This window comes from Amycolatopsis sp. N2S4-7, from assembly GCF_058119595.1.
The window spans coordinates 8,051,415-8,073,945 of sequence record NZ_CP172299.1 but is presented as its reverse complement, the minus strand read 5'-3'; the positions used below and the strand labels follow the sequence as shown (position 1 = coordinate 8,073,945).

General features: G+C 72.8%; 23 protein-coding genes, 1 tRNA gene and 1 pseudogene. 16 read left to right on the top strand and 9 right to left on the bottom strand.

The annotated features are described in order from the left end of the window. Nucleotides 1-114: 114 nt before the first annotated feature. Nucleotides 115-1,017, bottom strand: a complete 903-nt coding sequence (locus ACH54P_RS38450; RefSeq protein WP_489908190.1) for a hypothetical protein — start codon at nt 1,015-1,017, stop codon at nt 115-117. A 190-nt stretch (nt 1,018-1,207) separates the two neighbouring features. Here ACH54P_RS38450 and ACH54P_RS38445 point away from each other — a divergent pair, with 190 nt between their 5' ends. The 3 genes from ACH54P_RS38445 (at nt 1,208) to ACH54P_RS38435 (ending at nt 5,828) form a co-directional block, all read left to right on the top strand. Then, nucleotides 1,208-3,355 (top strand): phospholipase A2, encoded by a 2,148-nt coding sequence (locus tag ACH54P_RS38445; RefSeq protein ID WP_489908189.1) that lies wholly within the window; start codon nt 1,208-1,210, stop codon nt 3,353-3,355. Nucleotides 3,356-3,500: 145 nt separating this feature from the next. Then, nucleotides 3,501-5,177: an LCP family protein gene (locus ACH54P_RS38440; RefSeq protein ID WP_489908188.1), complete on the top strand. Its 1,677-nt coding sequence runs from the start codon at nt 3,501-3,503 to the stop codon at nt 5,175-5,177. Nucleotides 5,178-5,357: 180 nt separating this feature from the next. Next, nucleotides 5,358-5,828, top strand: a complete 471-nt coding sequence (locus tag ACH54P_RS38435; RefSeq protein WP_489908187.1) for a helix-turn-helix domain-containing protein — start codon at nt 5,358-5,360, stop codon at nt 5,826-5,828. Nucleotides 5,829-5,873: 45 nt separating this feature from the next. Here ACH54P_RS38435 and ACH54P_RS38430 read toward each other — a convergent pair whose 3' ends face one another. After that, complete coding sequence (locus ACH54P_RS38430) at nt 5,874-7,331, bottom strand: flavin-containing monooxygenase (protein ID WP_489908186.1); 1,458 nt, start codon at nt 7,329-7,331, stop codon at nt 5,874-5,876. 114 nt (nt 7,332-7,445) lie between these two features. Between ACH54P_RS38430 and ACH54P_RS38425 the strand changes: the two genes are divergently transcribed. Together ACH54P_RS38425 and ACH54P_RS38420 are read left to right on the top strand one after the other, a co-directional pair. Continuing rightward, nucleotides 7,446-8,003 carry a TetR/AcrR family transcriptional regulator gene (locus ACH54P_RS38425; protein WP_489916883.1) on the top strand — a complete coding sequence of 186 codons (558 nt, stop codon included), beginning with the start codon at nt 7,446-7,448 and terminating at the stop codon, nt 8,001-8,003. A gap of 217 nt (nt 8,004-8,220) precedes the next feature. After that, on the top strand, nt 8,221-8,649 hold the full coding sequence (locus tag ACH54P_RS38420) for a hypothetical protein (RefSeq protein ID WP_489916881.1): 429 nt from the start codon (nt 8,221-8,223) through the stop codon (nt 8,647-8,649). A gap of 3 nt (nt 8,650-8,652) precedes the next feature. Here the strand turns inward: ACH54P_RS38420 and ACH54P_RS38415 are convergent, their stop codons facing one another. Then, nucleotides 8,653-8,874 (bottom strand): DUF3618 domain-containing protein, encoded by a 222-nt coding sequence (locus ACH54P_RS38415; protein WP_004559246.1) that lies wholly within the window; start codon nt 8,872-8,874, stop codon nt 8,653-8,655. 120 nt (nt 8,875-8,994) lie between these two features. Here ACH54P_RS38415 and ACH54P_RS38410 point away from each other — a divergent pair. Continuing rightward, a tRNA-Leu gene (locus tag ACH54P_RS38410) sits at nt 8,995-9,068 on the top strand. Nucleotides 9,069-9,245: 177 nt separating this feature from the next. Here ACH54P_RS38410 and ACH54P_RS38405 read toward each other — a convergent pair. After that, entirely contained in the window at nt 9,246-9,857 is a 612-nt protein-coding gene (locus ACH54P_RS38405; RefSeq protein ID WP_489908185.1) for a TetR/AcrR family transcriptional regulator, read from the bottom strand. 113 nt (nt 9,858-9,970) lie between these two features. On the opposite strand from ACH54P_RS38405, the gene ACH54P_RS38400 reads away from it, so the two are divergent. Continuing rightward, nucleotides 9,971-10,960, top strand: coding sequence for a zinc-binding dehydrogenase (locus ACH54P_RS38400; RefSeq protein WP_489916879.1), 990 nt, complete (start codon nt 9,971-9,973; stop codon nt 10,958-10,960). Here the strand turns inward: ACH54P_RS38400 and ACH54P_RS38395 are convergent. Continuing rightward, nucleotides 10,957-11,796, bottom strand: a complete 840-nt coding sequence (locus tag ACH54P_RS38395; protein WP_489908184.1) for an NAD(P)H-binding protein — start codon at nt 11,794-11,796, stop codon at nt 10,957-10,959. The genes ACH54P_RS38400 and ACH54P_RS38395 overlap by 4 nt on opposite strands. A 98-nt stretch (nt 11,797-11,894) precedes the next feature. On the opposite strand from ACH54P_RS38395, the gene ACH54P_RS38390 reads away from it, so the two are divergent. Further along, nucleotides 11,895-12,833 carry an AraC family transcriptional regulator gene (locus ACH54P_RS38390; RefSeq protein ID WP_489908183.1) on the top strand — a complete coding sequence of 313 codons (939 nt, stop codon included), beginning with the start codon at nt 11,895-11,897 and terminating at the stop codon, nt 12,831-12,833. On the opposite strand, the gene ACH54P_RS38385 is transcribed toward ACH54P_RS38390, so the two are convergent. After that, entirely contained in the window at nt 12,820-13,770 is a 951-nt protein-coding gene (locus ACH54P_RS38385) for a saccharopine dehydrogenase NADP-binding domain-containing protein (RefSeq protein WP_489916877.1), read from the bottom strand. The two genes, ACH54P_RS38390 and ACH54P_RS38385, sit on opposite strands and share 14 nt — an antisense overlap. Before the next feature lie 70 nt (nt 13,771-13,840). Here ACH54P_RS38385 and ACH54P_RS38380 point away from each other — a divergent pair, with 70 nt between their 5' ends. Both ACH54P_RS38380 and ACH54P_RS38375 read left to right on the top strand, forming a co-directional pair. After that, nucleotides 13,841-14,758, top strand: a complete 918-nt coding sequence (locus tag ACH54P_RS38380; RefSeq protein WP_489908182.1) for a helix-turn-helix domain-containing protein — start codon at nt 13,841-13,843, stop codon at nt 14,756-14,758. A gap of 8 nt (nt 14,759-14,766) precedes the next feature. Beyond that, nucleotides 14,767-15,537, top strand: coding sequence for an NAD(P)-binding domain-containing protein (locus ACH54P_RS38375; protein ID WP_489908181.1), 771 nt, complete (start codon nt 14,767-14,769; stop codon nt 15,535-15,537). Here ACH54P_RS38375 and ACH54P_RS38370 read toward each other — a convergent pair. Further along, complete coding sequence (locus ACH54P_RS38370) at nt 15,531-16,613, bottom strand: aldo/keto reductase (RefSeq protein WP_489908180.1); 1,083 nt, start codon at nt 16,611-16,613, stop codon at nt 15,531-15,533. The two genes, ACH54P_RS38375 and ACH54P_RS38370, sit on opposite strands and share 7 nt — an antisense overlap. Nucleotides 16,614-16,743: 130 nt before the next feature. Here ACH54P_RS38370 and ACH54P_RS38365 point away from each other — a divergent pair, with 130 nt between their 5' ends. From ACH54P_RS38365 to bcp, 5 genes are all read left to right on the top strand, one after another. Then, nucleotides 16,744-17,643, top strand: coding sequence for an AraC family transcriptional regulator (locus ACH54P_RS38365; RefSeq protein WP_489908179.1), 900 nt, complete (start codon nt 16,744-16,746; stop codon nt 17,641-17,643). A 49-nt stretch (nt 17,644-17,692) separates the two neighbouring features. Next, nucleotides 17,693-18,580: a hypothetical protein gene (locus tag ACH54P_RS38360; RefSeq protein ID WP_489908178.1), complete on the top strand. Its 888-nt coding sequence runs from the start codon at nt 17,693-17,695 to the stop codon at nt 18,578-18,580. Between the two features lie 134 nt (nt 18,581-18,714). Then, the gene (locus ACH54P_RS38355; RefSeq protein WP_489908177.1) at nt 18,715-18,897 is read left to right on the top strand and encodes a hypothetical protein; all 183 of its coding nucleotides are present in this window, start codon (nt 18,715-18,717) and stop codon (nt 18,895-18,897) included. Between the two features lie 194 nt (nt 18,898-19,091). Beyond that, complete coding sequence (locus tag ACH54P_RS38350; RefSeq protein ID WP_489908176.1) at nt 19,092-19,637, top strand: hypothetical protein; 546 nt, start codon at nt 19,092-19,094, stop codon at nt 19,635-19,637. A 25-nt stretch (nt 19,638-19,662) separates the two neighbouring features. Continuing rightward, nucleotides 19,663-20,136 carry a thioredoxin-dependent thiol peroxidase gene (gene bcp / locus ACH54P_RS38345; protein ID WP_489908175.1) on the top strand — a complete coding sequence of 158 codons (474 nt, stop codon included), beginning with the start codon at nt 19,663-19,665 and terminating at the stop codon, nt 20,134-20,136. A gap of 8 nt (nt 20,137-20,144) precedes the next feature. On the opposite strand, the gene rdgB is transcribed toward bcp, so the two are convergent. Next, complete coding sequence (gene rdgB, locus ACH54P_RS38340; RefSeq protein WP_489908174.1) at nt 20,145-20,753, bottom strand: RdgB/HAM1 family non-canonical purine NTP pyrophosphatase; 609 nt, start codon at nt 20,751-20,753, stop codon at nt 20,145-20,147. Continuing rightward, a complete protein-coding gene (gene rph / locus ACH54P_RS38335; RefSeq protein ID WP_093948149.1) occupies nt 20,750-21,526 on the bottom strand; it encodes a ribonuclease PH in 777 nt (258 codons plus the stop codon). The genes rdgB and rph overlap by 4 nt, the downstream gene beginning before the upstream one ends. Nucleotides 21,527-21,635: 109 nt before the next feature. On the opposite strand from rph, the pseudogene ACH54P_RS38330 reads away from it, so the two are divergent. Next, a pseudogene (locus ACH54P_RS38330) lies at nt 21,636-22,511 on the top strand (lysylphosphatidylglycerol synthase transmembrane domain-containing protein); the annotation flags it as partial. Nucleotides 22,512-22,531 lie beyond the last annotated feature (20 nt).

The following is a 22,531-nucleotide window of genomic DNA, read 5'->3' as shown; positions in this document are numbered from 1 at the left end:
CCGCCGCGCCGGGCCGAGCCGCAGCCGCTTGCCGCGGTAACCCGCGGGCTCCAGCCGCAGCACCCCGGCGCCGTCTACCCGGCGAAAGCACGGCCGCGACCTGCGCCGGCCGGCTCACGCCCCCAACCGCACCGTGAGCTCCAGCTTCACCACCACCTCGGCCGACGTGCCCGCCGCCGCCGGGTCGAGGCGCAGCCGCTCGCCGCGGTAGCCCGCCGACTCCAGCCGCAGCACCCTCGCGCCCGGGGCCGGGCGGGGGTGGCACCAGTGCCGGACCGTCCCGGTCCCGGCCGCGTCCTTGGCCAGGACCAGGTACTCGTACCCGAGGTCGTCGGCCACCCGGCCGAGGCCGTTCCACCACAGCGCCCGCAGGGTGAGGCCGTCGGCGTCGTGCACGAGCTCGACCGGCGGGACGGCGTCCACGTCGACGCGGAACCCGCGCTCGCCGACGTGCACCGAACGAACGCTGAGGAAAGCGCTGCCGGCCCGCGGCACCGGGACGTCCCGGCCCACGTCGGCGGGGTCGGGCCGCGGCAGCAGCGCGGCCACCGCGAGCTCCGCCGCCCGCCGGCCGTCCTCGGCCGACGGGACCACCGGCGCGCCACGCAGCTCCCCGGCGAGGATCCGGTGGCGGGTGACGTCCGCCCAGCCCAGCGCCGCCGCCCGCAAGCCCGGCTCGGCGCGCAGCCAGGCGAGCGGGCCGCCCGCCCCCCGGAACCTGCTGTAGCGGGCGGCCCGGACCAGCCGGGCCACCTCCGGACAGTGCGCGTCCGGGCCGAACAACCCGGTTGTCGCCCGGTCGAGGGCGCGCAGCTGGTCGGCCAGCACCACGCGGACGACCTCGCCGGGATGCGTCCGGATCGGCTCGGCACCTTCGCGCAACGCCCGGGCGAGCACCCGCAGGTCCGCGTCGCGCGGTTCGCGCAGGACGGCGCCGGGCGCGAGCCGGCGCAGCGCGCGCACGGTGTTCTCCACGGGCACGGCGGGCCGCTCGCCGCCGGGATCGGTCGAGCCCACAGCACGCCCTCCTGGTCGCCGCGCCCCCCCTGTGCCCAGTGTCCGGGGCGGTGGCCGGCGGCGGAACGTAAGAACGGGCAGTCTCGGAGGCCCTCGTGTCACCCGATCGGGCAGCATGGGGAAAAGCCGCAATGAACTCCTGGGGTTATCCCCATGTCGGCGTCGTGACGGGGCTGGCACCCTTGAAGCCATGCCAGCCCCGACCGAGCCCCGTGTCCGCCGACCCTGGTCGACGTCCGGCTGGCTGCTGCTGGTCCTGCTGGTGGTGTTCGCGTTCGGGCTGATCAGCTCGCGCCCGCCGTCCCCGCCGGACCAGGGGCCGCCCACCGGTGACGTGCTGGCCGCGCAGAACGCGATCGAGGCGCTGGTCCACCCCGGTCCGCACCCCGACGCGCTGGCGCGGCTGCCGAAGGACTTCACCGCGCTCAGCGGCGTCACCCCGGGCGTGCTGACAGCCCGCGACGGCACGGTCCGCGCCGTCCACGTGGACGGCGGCTGCTCGACGCCGTGGGGCGACGACAACACGAAGTGGGACTACGCCGTGCCGTGCAAGTCCCACGACCTCGGCTACGACCTGCTGCGGTACGCCGACCGCAAGGGCCACCCGCTCGGCCCGGAGGTCCGCGAGGCCCTGGACGACCGGCTCTCGGCCGACATGCACCACGCCTGCGACCTCAACCCGATGAACTCGGCGGTCACCTGCCGGGTCGTCGCGTCCCTCTACTCGGCCGGGCTGGTGGTCAACTCGTGGCACCAGCGCTGGGGACCGCCGGTCGGCGACCCGATCGGCCCGATGGTCGCCGGGGTGCTGGTGATCGGCTGCCTGCTGGTGTTCCGGCTGCGCGGCTGGCTGCACACCCGCCGCCAAACCCCGGTCCGGTCACCCGTCACCCCGGTGTCAGTGAGCGCCTGGGCGCTGCTCGGCGCGGGCGGGGTGGTCCTCCTGCTGCTCGGCGAGTCGGTGACGGCGCTCGCGCACTGGGCCGGCACGCCCGAAGCGGCGCTGTGGCCGCTGACCTGGCTCGCCCAGCTCGCGCCGCTGATCTTCTTCGCCGGCGGCCACCTCAACGCGGCCGGCTGGCGCTCCGAACAGGAAGAAGGCGGCGGCTACCGCCACTACCTGGCCGAACGCGCCAGCCCGCTGCTGCGCCCGGCGTTGATCTTCGCCGTCGTCGCGCTGCTGACCCCGCTCGCGCTCGAGCTCCTCGGCATCCCGGCGGGGACGACGGCCACGGTCATGCGGATCGCCCTGCACCCGCTCTGGCTGCTCGGGGTCTACCTGCTGACGATCGTCTGCGCACCGCCGCTGCTGGCCCTGCACCGCCGGGCGCCGGTGAGCGCCGGCGCCGGGCTCCTGGCCCTGGTCGCCGCGGGCGAACTGGCCGCGAGCTGGTCCGGCTCGCCGTTGCCGCGCTACGCGGCGACGTTCGCGCTGGCGCTCCTCGCCCAGCAGCTCGCCTTCGCGCACGCTGACGGCGTACGTCCTTCTCGGCGTTTTCTCGGCTTCGCGGTCTTCGCCGGTGTCGTGGGCCTTGCCGGGATGAGCGTCCTGCGGGACGGGCCACCCGTCCTGCTCGGCAGCCCGGGCGCCCCGGCGGCGTTCTCGGCACCGCCGTGGGGCGTGCTGCTGCTCGGCCTGGTCCAGCTCGGCCTGCTCGGGCTCCTGGCCGGGCCCCTGAACCGGCTCGGCGAGCGACCCGGCGTCGCCACCGCCTGCCGGTTCGTCCTCCGCGCGCCGATGAGCCTCTACCTGGCGTTCCTCGCCGGGATGCTGCTGCTGGTCGCCGTCGTCTACCTCCCCGGCCGGATCGCCGACGGGCTGAGCTGGCTGGTCCGGCCCCGCACGCTGGTCGCGGTCGGGCTGCTCGCGGTGCCCGCGACCTGCGTCTTCTGGTGGTTCGAACGGCACGCCCACGGGGAGCGCGCGCCCCGCGCGGCCGAGCACCCGGGCCGCCGGACGGCGGTGCTCACCCGGGCCGCGGCCGGGCTCGGCATCGGCTACGCGACCCTCGGGGTGTTCGGCTTCGCGCTGACCCGCTTCGGCGGGGTCGCCGCCGACGCCGACCTGCTCGGCCTGCGGCTCGACCCGATCCAGAGCCTGGTCCACCTGCTGCTCGGGGTGTTCCTGCTGCACACGATCCGGATCGGCGCCGGCGCGGCGACCGGCACCTGGCTGGCCACGGCGCTGGCCTGCGCGCCTTCGCTGCTGTTCGCCGCCGACGGCAGCACGCCCGGCTTCCTCGGCGTCACGCTGCACGCGGTGACGGCCGGATTCGCCCTGCTCGCGGCCGCGGGGACCCTCCTGCCCGTCCGGCGACCGGCGAATGTGACGTCCTGACCAGGCGAAACCATCGAACATGCGGGAAACTGGGTGGTGCATGACACATTCGTGGGGGGATGTGTAACGCTACGGCAACCCGGGGACGGCACCATGCGTCCCAACCCCTAGCACCACCCGATCGATGGAGTGAGGAGTCGCCCGCGTGGATCACCCGCCTCGGAACGGGCAAGGCGACCGCCGCCCCGCCCGGCCCTGGCAGGACGAGCCAGGCCGGGGCGACGCCCGGCGCGGCACCCCGCCGCCGCGGCGCCCCGCACCCCGCCGCGAGCCGGCGGACGCGCGCCGTGGCGACCCGGCGCCCCGCCGTCCCCAGCCGCGCCCGGCCCCGCGGGGCGGCCGCAACTCCTTCCGAGGCGCGAAGATCGCGCTGGCCGTCGTTTCGCTGCTGGTGATGGGCCTGACCGGGTACGCGTGGGCGGCCATGCAGGGCCTGGTCAACGGGCTGAACTACGCGAACGTGCTCAGCGACGGCGGCGGTGGCGACAAGCCCGCCGACGGCGCCCGCGACATCCTGCTGGTCGGCCTCGACAGCCGCACCGACGCCCAGGGCAACCCGCTGTCCCGCGAGGTGCTCGACGAGCTGCGCGCCGGCGAGGCCGACGGCGAGCTCAACACCGACTCGCTGATCTTCGTGCACATCCCGAACGACGGCAGCAAGGCCGTCGCGATCTCGCTGCCCCGCGACACCTACGTCGACATCCCCGGCGGCTACGGCAAGCACAAGATCAACTCGGCGTACGCGCGGGCGATGCTGTCGGCCCGCAAGGACCTGCAGAAACAGGGCGTCACGGACCCGAAGGAGCTCGACGTCAAGGCCAACCAGGCCGGGGCGAAGGAGCTCATCGAGACCGTGGAGAAGCTCACCGGGTCGACCATCGACAACTACGCCGCGGTCAACCTGCTCGGCTTCAGCGAGATCACCAAGGCCATCGGCGGCGTCGACGTCTGCCTGAACAACAACGTCAAGGACCAGTACTCCGGCGCGAACTTCACCAAAGGCCAGCACACGATCTCCGGTGTCGAGGCCCTCGAGTTCGTCCGGCAGCGCCACGGCCTGCCGAACGGCGACCTCGACCGGGTCGTCCGCCAGCAGGTGTTCATGGCCGGCATGGCGCGCAAGGTGCTGTCGGCGGGCACGCTGACCAGCCCGACCAAGCTCAACGACCTGATCGAGGCGATCAAGAAGTCGGTCGTGCTCAACCAGAACTGGGACATCTTCGGGTTCGCCCAGCAGATGAAGGGCCTGACCGGCGGCCAGCTGGAGTTCCGCACCATCCCGGTGAAGAACATCGAGTACAAGACCCCCGAGGACGGCGTCGCCATCCAGGTCGACCCCACCGAGGTGAAGCAGTTCGTGCAGGGCCTCGCCGGGCCGCAGCCGGGCCAGTCGGCGCCGCCGGCGGAGCAGGCCGACCCCGCGAACAAGGCGACCACGGTCGACGTCCGCAACGCCTCCGGCCGCACCGGCCTGGCCGCGAGCGTCGCCAAGACCCTCGAAGGCAAGGGCTTCACCTCCGGCGACACGGCGAACGCGACCGCGCGCAAGACCACGGTGATCTGGGTGCCGAAGGGCGGCAAGGACACCGGCCAGGCCGTCGCCGACGCGCTCGGCGGCTCGCCGACGATCCAGGAGGACAAGAGCGTCCAGGCGGGGCACGTGATGGTGTTCCTCGGCGCCGACTACCAGGCCGCCAGCTCGAACGCCAGCTCCAGCAGCGGCGCCGGAGCGGCCGCCGCCCCGACGTCGCAGGCCGCCGCGCCGCCGGCCTCCGACGAGGAGAAGCCGATCACCGCCGAGGGTGTTCCCTGCGTCAACTGAGCCGGTCGGCGAGCTGCCGTTAACCCGTTCGGCCTAACTCAAGCAATCGGTATCAAAGACATGCCCGAATTCGCGTAAGGGCCGGGCTCCTGCGCACTTACATACACGTGAGGGTGCACCTGCACGGGAATTGTCACCGTCGTTCGGGTGCCGCGGGAGAGCACGGCAGGGGACATTGATGTGCTGATCGACGCTGAGGACTATCAGCGGATTCTCGGAGACGAGCTCCGCAAGCTCCGGCGCAGCCGAGGGTGGACGCGCAAGGAGCTGAACCAGCACCTGCAGAGCGAAATTTCGCTGCAGACGCTGGCCACCTACGAACTGGGTACCCGGCAGTGTTCCGTGGTGCGCCTGGTGGAGCTGTGCGTCGCGATGGACGAGCTGCCCCAGGACCTGCTGGCCAAGGTGCACCGCCGGGTGTTCGTCGACGAGCCCGGCCGGGTCCGCGTCGACCTGCGCAAGGTCGTCGCCGACGCCTCGGCCGAGCTCCTCCCCCTGCGCCGCTGGGCCGAGGACCGCCTGCGGCAGGGCGGCGAGCACGGTGCCGCCGAGGTCGCGCTCGACCTGCCGGCGCTGGAGCGGATGGCCGAGCTGTGCGAGCTGCCGACCGTGGACCTGATCGCCCGCCTCCGCCGTTACGTCTCCCGCTGACCGGTCCCCTCACCGGCGCCGGGTGCCGGTGAGGGGCGATGCCGGTCAGCCGACCAGGAAGTCCTCGCGCCGCACCTTCCGCGTGTCCAGCCAGTAGCGCCAGGTGAAGCCCGGCCAGATCGTCCGGTTGACGCCCTTCGCGTCCAGGTACCAGCTCTTGCAGCCCCCGCGCGTCCAGATGCCCTTCGCCAGTTTGCGCTGGATGTCGGCGTTGAACCGCTCCTGCACCTCGGGCTTCGGCTCGATGGCCTTCCCGGCGGCCAGGCGCAGCGCTTCGGCGACGTAGGAGATCTGGGCCTCGATCATGAACACGACCGAGTTGTGCCCGAGGCCGGTGTTCGGGCCGAGCAGGAAGAACAGGTTCGGGAAGCCGGCGACGGTGATCCCGAGGTGCGTCCGCATCCCCTCGGTCGCCCACTCCTTGCCGAGGTTGCGCCCGTCGCGGCCGACGATCTCCAGGTCGTCGAAGGCGTCGGTGACGTGGAAGCCGGTGCCGTAGACGATGACGTCGGCCTCGTGCTCGACACCCGCGGCGTCGACGACGCTGTGCTCGCGGACCTCACGCACGCCCTCGGTCACGACCTCGACGTTGTCCCGGGCCAGCGCCGGGTAGTAGTCGTTGGAGATCAGCACGCGCTTGCAGCCCATGGTGTAGTCCGGGGTGACCTTGCGCCGCAGCGCCGGGTCCTGGATCGCCCGGTCGATGTTGCGCTTCGCGAGCCGCTGCCCGACCTTCATCACCCACGACTGGCCGTTGAAGCCGATCGCGCGGGCTTCGAGCATCCAGTACAGCAGGTTGCGGTAGGCGCGCTGGGCCGGCGGGAACGCCTTGAACAGCGCCCGGGTCCGCCCGGACATCTCGTGGTCGGCCTTCGGCATGATCCACGGCGGCGTGCGCTGGAAGAGCGTCAGCTCCTCCACCTCCGGCGCGATCTTCGGGACGAACTGGACCGCGCTGGCGCCGGTGCCGATCACCGCGACCTTCTTGCCGGCGAGGTCGACGTCGTGCCGCCACCGCGCGGAGTGGAACGCCGGGCCCTCGAACTTCTCGATCCCGGGCAGCTCCGGGATCTGCGGCAGGTGCAGGGCACCGACCCCGGCGACCAGCGCGGACCCGACGAACTCGTCGCCGCCCCTCGTGGCGACGTGCCACCGGTTTTCCTCGGCGTCCCAGCGGGCGCCGGTCATCTCCTGGCCGAACCGGACGAAGCGGCGCAGGTCGTGCTTGTCGGCGACCTCGCGCATGTACCGCCAGATCTCCGGCTGCGGTGAATAGGCCCGCGACCAGCCGGGGTTCTGCTCGAAGGAGAACGAGTACATGTGCGACGGGATGTCGCAGGCGCACCCCGGGTAGCTGTTGTCCCGCCAGGTGCCGCCGACGTCGTCCGCCTTCTCGAGGATGACGAAGTCGTCGCGCCCCTCCTTGCGCAGCTGGATCGCCATGCCGAGACCGGAGAACCCGGTCCCGACGATGACGACCCCGGTCTCCGTGCGGTTGCCCATCGCGCCTCCCGGTTGCCTGTTACTCGTCGTCCATCTTACTTGGAGTAGGTTACTAGCGGTAGAGTGTTGCTCGTGACCACCGCCAAGCGCAAGCGCATGCCCCGGGCCGAGCGGATGCGGCAGATGATCGAGGTCGCCGAGCAGGTCTTTTCGGAGCGCGGCTACGCGGCGGCGTCGATGGACGAGATCGCCGAACTGGTGGGCGTCTCGAAGCCGATGCTCTACGAGTACTTCAACTCGAAAGAGGGTCTGCTGCTCGCGTGCATCCGGCAGTCGCGGGCGGTGCTGCGCGAGGTCACCGAGCAGGCGACCGTCGGCGCGGCCGGCGCCGAGGACGCACTGCGCCGCGGCCTGCTGGCGTTCTTCGTCTTCATCCGGGAGCGGCGCGAAGCGTGGTCGCTGCTGCGGCACGAGATGGCGCTGATCGGCACGCCCGCCGCCGACGAGGTCGAGGAGACCCGCCGCCAGCAGACCGACCTGATCGCCGCCCTGATGAGCGGCTACTTCGACAGCGGGGACGAGCTCAGGGCCGAGGCGGCCGCGGAATTCGTGGTCGGAGCCTGCGAACGGCTCGCGATCTGGTGCGAGCGGCACGAGGAAGTGAGCCCCGAGATGGCCACCGAATACGCCATGGACGTGCTCTGGACCGGCCTCCGGCACCGTGCACGGTAGCCTGCAAGTGCATTAGGCCATTCGGTCGTTACTCAGCGCTGTCGTGTCCTGTGACACAGAGTTGCTCTACGGTATCGAGGACGCGGTAGAAAGTGTGCTGGACTTTCGCGACCCGAGGCGGCACCGGCCACATCTCCCGAAAGCTGCGTCATGGGAATGCGGTGGCCGCGTCACGGTTGTGTAAAGCATGCTGGTGGAGGAGAGGGGCGTGAGGCAGATGGTGGAAGCGATCACGGCGACGTACGTCCAGGAGGACGCGGACTGGGCGATCACAGTCAGCGGCCACGGCAAGGAGCTGACCGCCCGGGCGCCCGGGATCATCGCCGCGCGCGACCGAGCGGACCAGCTGGTCGAGCAGCTCGGCGGTGACGGCAAGGCCACGGTGGTGCACCTGCTCAACGGCAGCGCGCTGGAGTTCACCAGCGCCTACATGACCGCCCGGCTGACGCTCCCGAAGCTCCCGCCGCTCGAGGTCCCGCCGCCCGGCAGCGTGCCGAAGCAGCAGACCACCGAGCCGGCCACGGAGAAGAAGCCGGGGCTGCCGCCGAGCAAGCAGCTCCCGAAGGCCGTCGAGGACCGCAAGGCCCCCGCCGACGCGGCGCCTGCCGCCGAGAGCAAAACCCCGGCGAAGCAGGCCCGCGCCTGAGCGCTACTTGAGGAGCTTGCGCACCAGCAGGACGAGCACGAGGACACCCGCACCGATCAGCGGGAACTTGACCTTGGGGTTGTCCAGCTTGGCGCGCACGCCGTCCTTCGCCGCGTCCGCGAGCTTCTTCGGGTCGGCCTTGACGGTCAGCTGGTCGAGCGTCGCCGCCAAAGCGGTCCTAGCCTGCTCGATCTCACGCTCGATCGTCTCGGGATCGCGGGCCACGTGTCCTCCTCGCCGCAAGGGACTCCAGGCGGCCCACGTTAGCTGGCCCGCCCCCGGCCACCCGCACCGGCCACGCCCGGCGTGGCGAACCCCGCAGCACGCTACGCTTCCGAAGGCTGAGGGCCCGTAGCCCAATTGGCAGAGGCACACGGTTTAGGTCCGTGCCAGTGAGAGTTCGAGTCTCTCCGGGCCCACTCGCTACGCCTTCCTTGCTCGGCGCTTCGCTCCTGCGCCGGGGCTGGCTCGTCATTGCTTCCGGGGGTGCAACCCCCAGACCCCGCCCGGCGGGCTCCGCCTCGGACCCCCGTCGTGGTCACCCGTCGATCGGACGTTCCGGTGGGTGAGGCGCGCCCGGCGTAGCGCTGCCGACGTTACGACTCGGCCGCGAGTGCGTCCCAGCCGGCCATTGCGCACGTGATCACCGTCTCCAGCTCTGCGCGGGTCGCGCCGTCGCGGGCTTGGATCGACAGGCCCTGCACCACCGTCGCGTAGTAGCGGGCCATCGCGCCCAGACTGGCCGGGGGGAGCGGGAGGTCGCCGTCCGCGGCGCCTCGGACCAGGCGGGCCTCGATCGTCGCCAGCTGGTCGCGTCTGAGGTCGGTCAGGAACTCGCGGATCGCGTGGTTCTCCACCGCGCCCGTCGGCGCGGCCAGGACGAGCATGCAGTAGTGCGGTGCGTCCGGGCGCGTGACCTCGTCGGCGGTGGCGCGCAGCATCGCGTGGACCGCGGCGCGGGCCGTCGGCTCGTCGCGCAGCGCACGCCGGGGCGGCTCTCCCGACGTCTTGCCGTAGAGCGCCATCACCTGGCGGAACAGCTCTTCCTTGCTGCCGAAGCAGGCGTAGATGCTGGCCGAGGCGATCCCCATGACCCCGGCCAGGTCGTTGAGCGACGTTCCCTCGTAACCGCGCTCCCAGAACACCTCGAGCGCCTGTCGCAGCGCCGTGTCCGGGTCGAAGGTGCGCGGTCTGCCGCGTGCAGCCACCGGTCAACTCCTTGTTTGTCGTTCGATCAAGTTTACCTTGACCGCCGCCGAACAGCCGTGACACTGTTTGTTGGTCGTTCGATAAACAAAGGAAGCGATCGCCATGAGCCGTCCTGCCACCATGCGCGCCCTCCAGCAGACGTCACTGGACGGCCCGCGAGACCCTCCGCCTGATCACCGACGCGCCGGTCCCGAGCCCGGGGCCGGGCGAAGTCCTGATCAAGGTCACCGCCGCGGGCGTCAACTTCGTCGACGTCTCGCAGGCCCGTGGCACGTTCGCCGGCGGCCCCCGGCCGCCGTACCTGGCGGGCATCGAGGGCGCCGGCGAGGTCACCGCCGTCGGCGAGGGCGTGACCGGCCTCGCGCCCGGCACCCACGTCGTCGGCACCGCCATCACGGGCGGCGCCTTCGCCGAGTACCTCGTGCTCCCGGCGGCCGCCGCGCTGCCGGTGCCGGCGGGCTGGGCCGACGAACAAGCGCTGGGCCTGGTCGTGAACTGGCCCACCGCGCTCGCCGCGCTCGGACCACTGGGCGGCCTCACCGCCGGGCAGACCGTGCTCGTCCACGCCGCGGCCGGCGGAACCGGCCAGGCCGCCGTGAAGGTGGCCAAGCACCACGGCGCGACGGTGATCGCCACGGCCTCGCCCGGCAAGCACGACGTCGTCCGGGCACTGGGCGCCGACCACGTCCTCGACTCCCGCGGCGGCGACCTCGCCGCCGACGTCCGGCGGCTGACCGGCGGCGCGGGCGCCGACCTGGTGCTGGAGTCGGCGGGCGGTGCCACCTTCGAAGCCAGCCTGGGCGCGGCCAAGCGCGTCACCGGCCGGGTCGTCGTCTACGGCGTCGCCGGCGGGGAAGCCGGGCTCACCAACCGGGACCTGGTCTACCGGCACCAGGTCCACGTCATCGGCCTGAACATCGGCGTCCTGGCCCAAGCCGCGCCCCGGATCTTCGGCGAGGTCATGGGCGAGCTGTCCGGCCTCCTCGCGGACGGCGTCCTCGGCCCCGGCCGGCCCACCACCTACGACCTGGCCGAGGGACCGAAGGCACTCGCGGACCTGGAAGGGCGCGCCACCGTGGGCAAGCTGGCCCTGGTGCCCTAGCTCAGCCACCGCTCCTCGGCGTACGCCGCCAGCGTGCGTGGCGCCTTCCCGGTCAGCCGCTGGAAGTCGTCGGTGACCGGCGCGGACACCCCGGCCCGGACCAGCTTGAACAGGTCCAGCATGTGCTCGACCCAGGCGTCGGGCCTGCCGGACCGGGCGAAGTGCTCCCGGTGCTCCTCGACGGTCGCGGCCACGTGCCGGATCGGGCGGCCGGACACCTTGGCCAGCAACTCCGCCACCTCGCCGAAGGTGATCGACTCCGGTCCGGTGAGGGTGTAGGCGCGGCCCTCGTGCCCGGTTTCGGTCAGGACCGTGACGGCGGCGTCGGCGAGGTCGCGGGTGTCGGTGAAGCTGACGCGGTGGTCGCCGCTGCCCGCGTACAGCTCGTTGCGCTCCCGGAGCGCCCTGGCGAACACCCACTCGTCTTCGTCGAAGTTCTGCATGAACCAGTTGGGCCGCAGGATGGTCCACGGCTTGCCGGAGTTCTGCACCGCCAGCTCCACCGCCCGGCGCGGGGCGTGGTCCGGCGCCGAGCCGACCCCCGCGGCGGACATGAACACCACGTGCCGCACCGCCGGGGCGGAGCCGATGAACCGGCGGATGACCTCGCCGGCGGCGTCGTCGCTGTCCAGCCCCTTGACGAACAGCGCGTCCGCGTCGCCGACCGACGGCGCCCACGTCGTCTCGTCGTACCAGTCGAACCGCACCGGCGTCACGAGACCGTCCGGCCGGCCGGGGTGCCGGCTCGCGGCGCGCACCGGCACCCCGGCGGCCGCCAAAGCCGCCACCACGCGCCGTCCGGCCTTGCCCGTCGCTCCTTCGATCCAAATCGTCATAACGCCACGGTAGGCACCAGCGGTGAGACGGTGAATGGCTCAAAAGCGCGTTCCATTGTCCATCCGTCTCGTTCGGCAAGACGGCTATCGTGAAGCCGATGGACGTACTCGCGGACGTGCTGGCGGCCATGCGCGCCGGGACGCCGGTCGCGGCCCACACGGAGGCCCACGCGCCGTGGGGCCTGCGCTTCGACCACACCACCGGGGCCGCGTTCCACGTGGTGCTGCAGGGTTCCTGCTGGCTGACGCCGCTGCCCGGCGGCCCCGGCTTCGAACCGGTCGAGCTCGGGCCCGGCGACGTCGCCCTGCTCGGCCGCGGCGCACCGCACGCCATGACATCCACGCCGGGGACGCCCCTCACGGACTTCCGGCCGGAACGCCCGTCGGCGGCCACGCCCTTCGGCCGCGTCTGCCTCCCCGGCGCCGGCGCCCGCGCGACGATCGTGTGCGGCGCGTACCGGCTGCGCCGCCAGCGGCCCCACCCGCTCCTGCGGGACCTGCCCGAGGTGGTGCACCTGCCGGCCGTCCCGGGGCGGCACCCCGGCCTGCGCGCGATGGTCGGGCTCCTCGGCGACGAGCTGGAAACCCGGCCGCCCGGCGCGGCCGTCGTGGCGCCGGCGCTGGTGGACGCGCTGCTGGTGTACATGCTCCGCGCGTGGCTGGGCGAGACGAGCCGAGGCTGGTCGGCCGCGCTCGCCGACCCGGTGACGGCCCGGGCGCTGGCCGCCATCCACGGCGAGCCGGCCCGCGCGTGGACCGTCGAGCAGCTCGGCGCCGCGGCGGGGTTGTCGCGGGCCGCGTTCGCCCGCCGGTTCACCGCCCTGGTCGGCGAACCCCCGCTGACCTACCTGACCCGCTGGCGGATGACGGCGGCGACGCAGCTGCTGCGCGACACCGACAAACCGCTGGCGCAGGTGGCCTCCGCGGTCGGCTACGGGTCGGCGTTCGCCTTCGCCAAAGCCTTCCGGCGCGAACACGCCATGACGCCGGGCGACTACCGCGACGCGGCCCGCGTCCTGGCGGCTACTCGACCGTGATGTGCGGTGCCAGCGCCCGCAGGAAGTCCGGCGCGTCGAAGATCTCCCCCGCCGACGCGACGCCCTTCACGCGCGTCCGTCCGCTCAGGATGCGCTCCACCGCCTCCACCGCGAGCGGCGCGGTGACCGCGTAGATGTCCTGGCCGCGCGCGACGATCCGCCGCTCCTCGCCGCCGGAACGCACCTTGACGTCGACCACGAACGTCTCGGCCGAGCGGTCGCGCTCGTGGCCCGCCGACAGGTCCCCGGCCGCGTCGACGGTCATGTACGTGGTCACGGCGGGGACGTCGAGGTGACGCGGGATCGTGACGACGTCGGCCATCGTGAACTCGCCCAGGACCGGCCGGGTGCCCATCGGGGCGGGGAAGGACCAGTCGAGCGTCGGCATGGCGTCGTCGTGGTACTCCAGCCGCCCGCCCGAAAACCGGACGCGCCTGCCGTCCCGGCGTTCCCCGGACACCCGGCCCGCGGCGCGCGTCCCCGGCGTCGGGTGCCAGCTGCTCAGCCCGTACGCGACGTGCACCTCGTCGGCCGCCGTCCAGTCGCCCATCGCCGCCGTGGCCAGCAGGTCACCGAGGCCGCCGAAGAACGCCATCGCGGGCACCACCACGGTGTCCGCGTCCGCGAAGTGCGTGAACGTGTCGACGTTGGCCTCGATCTCGGCCGCGACGTCCACGTACGGGACGCCGGCGCGCACGGCCGCCTCGATCAGCGGGCCGGCCGTCTCGGCGAACGGTCCCGCGCAGTTGATCACCGCCGCCACGCCGTCGAGCGCGCGGTCGAGGGCCGCCGGGTCGTCGACGGAGGCCGGCCGCCCGGCCGGCAGCCGCGCCGCGTCCCGGCCGGAAAGGACCACGTCGAGCCCGCGTTCGCGCAGCTCGGCCACCACGAAGCGGCCAGTGTGCCCATATGCGCCGTAAACCAGTACCGAAGTCATGAAGCCATCCTCACGACGGCCGAGCGCCGGCACCAGTGTCCGGAACGCCGCGATGCGTACACTTTCGGACATGACCTCAGTCGCGCTGGCCGCCACCGACGGGATGCTCTCCTTCGAGCTGACCATCGCGTCCGAGGTCTTCGGCGAGAATCCCCGGTACGACTTCTCCGTCTGCGGCTCCGGCGCGGTCCAGGTCGGCCGGTTCCGGCTGGAGCCGGACCACGGGCTCGACCGGCTGGCGCGCGCCGGCACGGTGATCGTGCCCGGCTGGGCCGACGTCGACGCGGCCCCGCCCGCGGACCTGGTCGACGCCGTGCGCGCGGCCCACGAGGCCGGCGCGCGGGTGGCCTCCCTCTGCACGGGCGCGTTCGTGCTGGCCGCCGCCGGCCTGCTGGACGGGCGGCGGGCGACCACGCACTGGGCCCACACCGACGTCCTGGCCGCCCGCTACCCCCGCGTCACGGTGGACCCGGACGTGCTCTACGTCGACAACGGCACCGTGCTGACCTCCGCCGGCAAGGCCGCCGCGATGGACCTCTGCCTGCACCTGGTCCGCACCGACCACGGCTCGGCGGTCGCCAACGCCGTCGCCCGCCGCCTGGTCGTCCCGCCGCACCGGGCCGGCGGGCAGGCCCAGTTCGTCACGACACCGGTGCCCACCCGCGACGACCACCCGCTGGCCTCGCTGCTGCCGTGGATCACCGCGCGGCTCGACCAGCCGCTGACGGTGGAAGACCTGGCCAGGCAAGCGAACCTGAGCTCCCGCCACCTGGGCCGCCACTTCCGGTCGGTGACCGGCACGACGCCCCTGCAGTGGCTGCTGACCCAGCGGATCCGCCGCGCCCAGGAACTGCTCGAGAACACCGATTCCGGGATCGAGACCATCGCGGAGGCGGTCGGCATGGGCACCGCGACGACGTTGCGGCGGCACTTCAGCCGCACGGTCGGCGTGCCCCCGGACACCTACCGCCGCACGTTCCGCAGTTAGGGTTCGCCATGCAGTCGTACGGATTCGTGGGGACGGGCGAGATCGCGGCCGCCATCGTCGAAGGCCTCGGCACGGCCGCCGCCGATCCCCCGCCGGTCTTCCTTTCCCCGCGCAACCACGAGATCGCGCACGACCTGGCCGCCCGGTTCCCGAACGCGCGCGTGTGCGGCAGCAACCAGGAGGTGCTCGACAGCGCGGAGGCGATCGTCATCGCCGTGCGCCCGCAGGTCGCCCGCGAAGTGCTCGCCGACCTCAAGTTCCGCACCGGCCAGGTCGTGGTGAGCGTGCTCGCCGGCGTCTCGCTGGCCGAGCTGCGCGAGTGGACCGCGCCGGCCGGACGGGTCGTCCGGTCCATCCCGCTCCCGACGGCGAGCCGCGCCGGGAGCCGCACGGCGCTGTACCCGGACGACGCCGTCGCCCGCGCCCTCTTCGGCAGCGTCGGCGAAGTCGTCGTCCCCGCGGACGAACCGGCCCTCGACGCGTTCAGCGCGGCGACGGCCACCTTCGCCGCGCACCTCGACCAGCTGGCCACCATCGCGGGCTGGATGACCGACCGCGGCGTCGCGCCCGAGGATGCGAACGCCTACATCACCCACGTCTACGGCGAACTGGGACGCACCCTCGCGCGGCACACCGGCACGCTCGACGAGCTGGCCCGCAAGCACATGACGCCCGGCGGCATCAACGAGCAGTTCCTCGCCGGTCTGCGGCGCGACGGCGTTCCCAGCCTGGTGCGGCACGGCCTCGACGACGTCCTGACCCGCCTGCGCGGTCAGTAGCGGACGTCGCTCTGCAGCAGCGGCGGGTACACAGTGGACGGTTCACCGTCGACCGTCGCGCCCGCGAACTGCAGCATCGCGCGCTGGGCGCCGTGCATCGGCGCCGGATAGTCCAGTGACGGCGCCGAAACCGAGTCCAGCCGGGCGAGGTGGGCGGGGGTGAGCGTGACGTCCAGGCCGGCGAGGTTGCCGGTCAGGTGCTCCAGCCGGCGCGCGCCGACGATCGGCACGACCGTTCCGCGGCGGGCCAGCAACCACGCCAGCGACACCGCGGCGGACGTCGTCCCGAGTTCGTCGGCGATCTCGGCGACGGCGTCGATCACGGCGAACTCTTCTTCCCCCGGGCCACCGACGTAGGCGGCCCGGGCCGAGTCGGTGACGTCGGTACCGCGCCGGTACTTGCCGGACAGGAAGCCGTTCTTCAGCGGGCTCCACGGCACCAGCGCCAGGCCCTGGTCGAGCGCGAACGGCGCGAGTTCGCCCTCGACCGTGCGCGCGAGCAGCGAGTACTCGACCTGCAGGGCGATCAACGGCGTCCAGCCCCGCAGCACCGCCGTCGTCTGGGCCTGCGCCGTGACCCAGGCCGGGGTGTTGGAGAAGCCGACGTACCGGATCTTGCCCGCGCGCACGAGGTCGTCGAGGGTCCGCAAGGTCTCCTCGATCGGCGTGGCGCGGTCCCAGTTGTGCAGCCAGTAGAGGTCGAGGTGGTCGGTGCCGAGGCGGCGGAGGGTCTGCTCGAGCTGCGCGATGATCGACGCCCGGCCGGCGCCGCCGCCGTTCGGGTCGCCGGGGAACATGTTGCCGAAGAACTTCGACGCCAGCACGACGTGGTCGCGACGGCCGGGGTGCGCAGCGAAGAAGTCGCCGAGGATCTTCTCCGAATGGCCGTTGGTGTAGAAGTTGGCCGTGTCGACGAAGTTCCCGCCGAGGTCGAGGTAGGTCGCGAGGATCTTCTCGGACTCCTCGACACCGCAGCCGGCGCCACCGGGGTCCTCCCCGAAGGTCATCGCGCCGAGGGCGAACGGGCTGACGCGCAGGCCGGACCGGCCGAGGGTGACGTAGTGGTCGAGTGGCATGAAACGCTCCTTGGGTGTCGGATCGGCCAACCCAGGAAACCGCGAAACCCCTTTCGCGCGGTAGATCGATCGCCGCGGCCTCTTGCACGATCCTCTCGACTTCGGCCGGCGGCCGTGCTTCCCTGGACGGGTGCAGCCCCTCACCGAGCTCTGCGACCTCGTCGCCGCCAACGCCGGCGCGGACCTGCGGACGCCGATCCCGGGCCTGCTGCTGTCCAAAGTGGAGACTTCCGAGCCGCACCACTCGCTGGCCGAGCCACTGCTGGTCGTCATGGCGCAGGGCGGCAAGCGCCTGCTGCTCGGCGAGCAGGTCCACGAGTACCGGGCCGGGCAGTACCTGCTGGTCAGCACCGATCTGCCGGTCAGCGGCCACTTCACCGGCGCCACGCCGCGCACGCCGGCGCTGGGCCTGGGACTGGCCCTGCGGCCCGCGGCGATCGCCCCGCTGCTGCTGGAGGCACCACCCGGCCGCTGGTCCCGCACCCCACCCGCGTCGCCGATCGCGACGGGCGACGCCGGACCCGAGCTGCTCGACGCGCTGGTCCGGCTGCTGCGGCTGCTCGACCACCCGGCGGACGTGCCCGTGCTGGCCCCGCTGATCGAACGGGAGATCCTCTGGCGGCTGCTGACCGGCCCGCACGGCGGCCTGGTCCGCCAGATCGGGCTGGCCGACAGCGGACTGGCCCTGGTCAACCGGGCGATCCGGTGGATCCGCGAGAACTACGCCGAGCCGATGCGGGTCGAGGAGCTCGCGAGGCTGACCGGGCTGAGCGCGTCGGCGTTCCACCGGCACTTCCGCGCGGTCACGGCGATGAGCCCGCTGCAGTTCCAGAAACGCCTCCGCCTGCAGGAGGCCCGTTCGCTGCTGCTGGCCGACGCGGGCGACGTCGCGGGCGTCGGGCACCTCGTCGGCTACGACAGCCCGTCGCAGTTCAACCGCGAGTACCGCCGCCTCTTCGGCGCGCCGCCCGGCCAGGACGCGGCACGCCTGCGTGAGGCGGCCGCACCCGCCGGGCAGCAGCTGCCCTGAGGGCCGATCCGTTCAAGATGTCCGCCCCGGCCGGTGCCACGCTGGCCGCATGACTGTGAACCTGTCCGCGGCGGCGTCGTTCATGGCGACGCACGCCCGCCTCCTCGACCGGCGCCGCTTCGAACTGCTCCGCGGCGAAACGAACGCCGAAGCCGTGCTGGCCGCCGTCGACGGCTACCGCAACCCCGACGGCGGCTACGGCTGGGGCCTCGAACCGGACCTGCGGGCACCCGAGAGCCAGCCCGGCGGCGGCCTCCACGCCTTCGAGGTGTTCGAGGAGCTCGCCCCGGACACGACACCGCACGCGGCTCGGCTGTGCGATTGGCTCGCTTCGGTCTCCACCCCGGACGGCGGCCTGCCCTTCGCCCGGCCCGTGGCGGATCCGGCGGGCTGCGCGCCTTTCTGGGTGCAGGCCGATCCGGCGGCGGCCACGCTGCACAGCACGGCGTTCGCCGCCGGCGTCGCCCTGCGCGTCGCCCGCCACGACCGGGAGGTGCGCGAGCACCCGTGGCTGGCCGCGGCGACGCGGTACTGCTTCCGCGAGATCCGCGAGCTTTCGGCGGCGCCCCACGCGATCGCGCTGTCGTTCGCGGTGCAGTTCGTGGACGCGGCGCACGACCTCCACCCGGAGGCGGCGGCCCTGCTGGACCACCTCGCCCCCTTCGTCCCGGACGACGGTCTCGCCCCGGTGGCCGGTGGCTCGGACGGCGAAATCCTGCGTGCCCTGGACTTCGCGCCGCTGCCGGACCGCCCGGCGCGCGCGTTGTTCACCGGTGACGTCGTCGACGCCGAACTGCGGCGGCTCGCGGGCGAGCAGCAGGACGACGGTGGCTGGCGGGTCGACTTCGCGAGCTACTCGCCCGCCGCGGCGCTCGAATGGCGCGGCTACGCGACCGTCCGCGCGGTCTCGATCCTGCAGCGCAACGGCGTCGCGTAACGAGCTACACGAACAACGTCGAGGTTCACTCGGGCGTGGCATTTCTCGTCATAGGCGGTGAGCGGCCCCATCCCTTCCGGTGTTCGCCGCCGACCCCGTACTGTGACGGGCAACGCCGTTCCCGGAGGTGGAGCATGCCGTCGCGCAACCCGTTGAGCTGGTTCGCCCGCTGGGCCGACTGGTTCGAGGAACGCGGCGTGTACGTGCCCGGCGAGGAGAGCCGCGCGGTCGATCCGGTCCGTGATTTCGGCTGGTTGATGGCCGCGTGGGTGGTCGGCGTGGCGATCTTCATCCTGTTGTTCGCGCTCGCCGTTTAAGTGGCATGTGGGCAGTGATTGTCACCACCCGTGCCACTCCGGTCACGGATTGGCCACGGGGCGGCACCAGGTGCGCGACAACCCCCCGTCGCGCCTCGTAACCCCGCGCGATCACGGCCAGAGTGGAGCGGGTTCGCCCGGCACGCCCCCGTTGCCGAACGGCCACCCCCGACCCGCCGACTGGAGTACCCGCGATGGCGCTCGCGCGCACGTGCAAGATCATGTTCACCTCAGGACTGCTTTGCCTGGCGGTGGCGTGCGGGGTCCCTTCGGCGAAGGACGGCACCGCCGCGCTCGGCGCGGCCGGCTCCCCCGCCGGCGCCGGGGCGTCGGCTTCGCAGGCGGGCAACGACCTCAAGTTCGGCGCCGACCACCGGTTCGCCGGCGGCGTCACCATCTCCGTGGGTTCCCCGAAGTCCTTCCGCCCCAGCCCGTCGGCGTACCCGCAGAGCCCCCGCGGCGCGGCCTTCGACGTCCAGCTGACCAACGACGGCCCGACGACGTACCGGCTTTCGGGCCTCACGGTCACGGCCACCTCGGCGGGCGTCGCCGTGAAGCAGGTCGTGGACACGACCCAGGGCTTCACCGGCATCGCCGACGCCGGCAAGGACGTGCTGCCGGGCCGCTCGGTGCACGTCACGCTGGCCTTCGCGGTGCCCCAGGAACAGACCGAACTGCGGCTGCAGATCCGCCAGAGTGCTGCAGATGCCGCCGTGGCCACCTATTGCGGACCGGCCTGACCCGGCGCCCGTTACGCTCGGGAGCATGACCGAGCGACTTTCCCCCGGCGACGAAGCCCCCGACTTCACCCTGCCCGACAGCGAGGGCAAGGAGGTGTCGCTGCGTGACTTCCGCGGCAAGTCCGTCGTCGTGTACTTCTACCCGGCGGCGAGCACCCCGGGCTGCACCAAGCAGGCCTGCGACTTCCGCGACAACCTCGCCGACCTGAACGACGCCGGCTACCAGGTGATCGGCATCTCACCGGACAAGCAGGCGAAGCTGGCGAAGTTCGTCGAGAACGAGAAGCTGACGTTCCCCCTGCTGGGCGACCCGGAGAAGACCGTCATCTCCGAGTGGGGCGTGTACGGCGAGAAGAAGAACTACGGCAAGACGTACATGGGCGTCATCCGCTCGACGTTCGTCGTGGACGCGGACGGCAAGATCGCCCACGCCTTCTACAACGTCCGGGCGAGCGGCCACGTGGCGAAGCTGTTCCGGGACCTCGGCCTGGCTTCCTGACCCGGGCTTCAGCTCCCGGCGAGTTCGCGCAGCGCCGGGAGCAACGCCCGGAGCGCGCGGCCCCGGTGCGAAACCGCGTCCTTCTCCGCCGGTGCCATCTCCGCCGACGTCCGGCTCTCGCCGTCCGGCTGGAAGATCGGGTCGTACCCGAAGCCGTTGGTACCACGGCGTGCGCGGACCAGGGTCCCGCGCCATTCGCCGCGGACCAGCGTCTCCTCGCCGGAGGGCAGCACCAGCGCCGCCGCGCAGACGAACTGGGCTCCGCGGCGCTCGTCCGGGACGTCGCCGAGCTGGCCCAGCACCAGGTCCAGGTTCGCCTCGTCGTCGCCGTGGCGGCCGGACCAGCGGGCCGAGAGCACGCCCGGCATGCCGTTCAACGCGTCGACCGCGATGCCCGAGTCGTCGGCGATCGACGGCAGCCCGGTCGCGGCGACCGCGTCACGGGCCTTCGCCACGGCGTTGCCCTCGAAGTCGGGCGCGATCTCCGGGGCCTCGGGGAACTCCGGGACGTCCGCGAGGCCGAGCACCTCGATGCCGGAAATCCCTTCCGCCTCGAGGATCCGCCGCAGCTCGCCCAGCTTCTTCGCGTTGCGAGTGGCCAGAAGCAGCTTCGTCACTTCGAGCCCTTCTTCTTGTCCGGACGCGGTTCCGGCAGCTCGCCGGGGTACGGCAGCGCCAGGGCTTCGTTCTGCAGCCGGGTCAGCTCGGCGCAGCCGGCCAGCGCCATGTCCAGCATGGTGTCCAAAGTGGACCGGGCGAAGGTCGCGCCCTCGCCGGTGCCCTGGACCTCGATCAGCGTGCCCGCGTCGGTGGCGACCACGTTCATGTCGACCTCGGCGCGCGAGTCCTCCTCGTACGGCAGGTCCAGCCGCACCCGGCCGTCGACCACGCCGACGCTCACCGCGGCCACCGAGGACGACAGCGGCTGCGGGTCGTTGAGCCGGTTCGCCGCGCCCAGCCACGTGATCGCGTCGGCCAGCGCCACGTAACCGCCGGTCACCGCGGCCGTGCGGGTGCCGCCGTCGGCCTGGATGACGTCGCAGTCGATGACGATCGTGTTCTCGCCCAGCGCCGCCAGGTCGATGCAGGCCCGCAGCGACCGGCCGATCAGCCGGGAGATTTCGTGTGTGCGGCCGCCGATCCGGCCCTTGACCGACTCGCGGTCACCCCGCGTGTTGGTCGCGGACGGCAGCATCGCGTACTCGGCCGTCACCCAGCCGAGGCCGGAGCCGGCCCGCCAGCGCGGGACCCCTTCGGTGACGCTCGCCGCGCACAGCACCCGCGTGTTGCCGAATTCGATCAGCACCGAGCCCGCCGGCCACTGCTGGAACCCCCGGGTGATCTTGATGTCACGGAGCTGGTCGTCGTTCCTGCCATCTTTTCGAGCCACGGGGAGCACTCTAGGACCGGCCGCGCGGGCCGCCGCCACCGCGTCACGCCCACCGTAATTCAGCACACGTTGACTTCCGCGTGATCGCGGGCGCAGAATTCATCGCAAGATGAATTGGGGTGGGACGATGGCCAAGCGCGTGCTGAAGGTCCTGGGTACCGCCGCCGTGGGCGCGGTCGCGATCCTGACCCTGCGCGACAAGCTGCCCGCGCCGTCGGACGTCTTCACCGCGCTGCGCGGCGCCGACACCGGCTGGCTGCTGGCCGGCGCACTCGCCGAGTTCGCCTCGATGGCGATGTTCGCCCGCCAGCAACGCCGCCTGCTCATCGCCTTCGGCGTCCGGCTGCCCCGGCACCGCGCGCTCGCGCTGTCCTACAGCCGTTCCGCCATCTCGATCAGCCTCCCCGCCGGCTCGGCGGTGTCGGCCGCCTACGCCTTCCGCCAGTTCCGCGCGGGCGGCGCCGACCGCGCGGCCGCGACGTCGGTCATGGTGCTCTCCGGCCTGCTGTCCTTCGCCGGGCTCGCCCTGCTGTACGTCACCGGCGGGCTGCTGCACCTCGGCGCGGGACCCGCGGCCGCCGCACTGGTCGCCGTCGCGCTGGCGACCTGGTTCCTGGCCGGCCGTCCGCCGCGGCCGCGGAAGGTCCACAAGGGACGCCTGGCGCCGCTGTTCGACGCACTCGCCACCGCCCGCGACGTCGCCCCGCGGCACTGGACGCTCGCCCTCGCCGCGGCCGCCGCGAACTGGCTCACCGACCTGCTCTGCCTCTGCGCCGCGGCGCGGGCGTTCGACCTGCCGCTGAGCGTCACGCAGCTCGCCGGGGTCTACCTCACCGTCCAGGTGGTCCGGCAGATCCCGCTGACCCCCGGCGGCATCGGCGTGATCGAAGCGAGCCTGCTGGCGGGCCTGGTCTCGACGGGCGCCGCGCACCCGGCCGCGGCCGCCGCCGTGCTCGCCTACCGGCTGCTGTCCTGCTGGCTGATCCTGCCGCTCGGCCTGGTGAG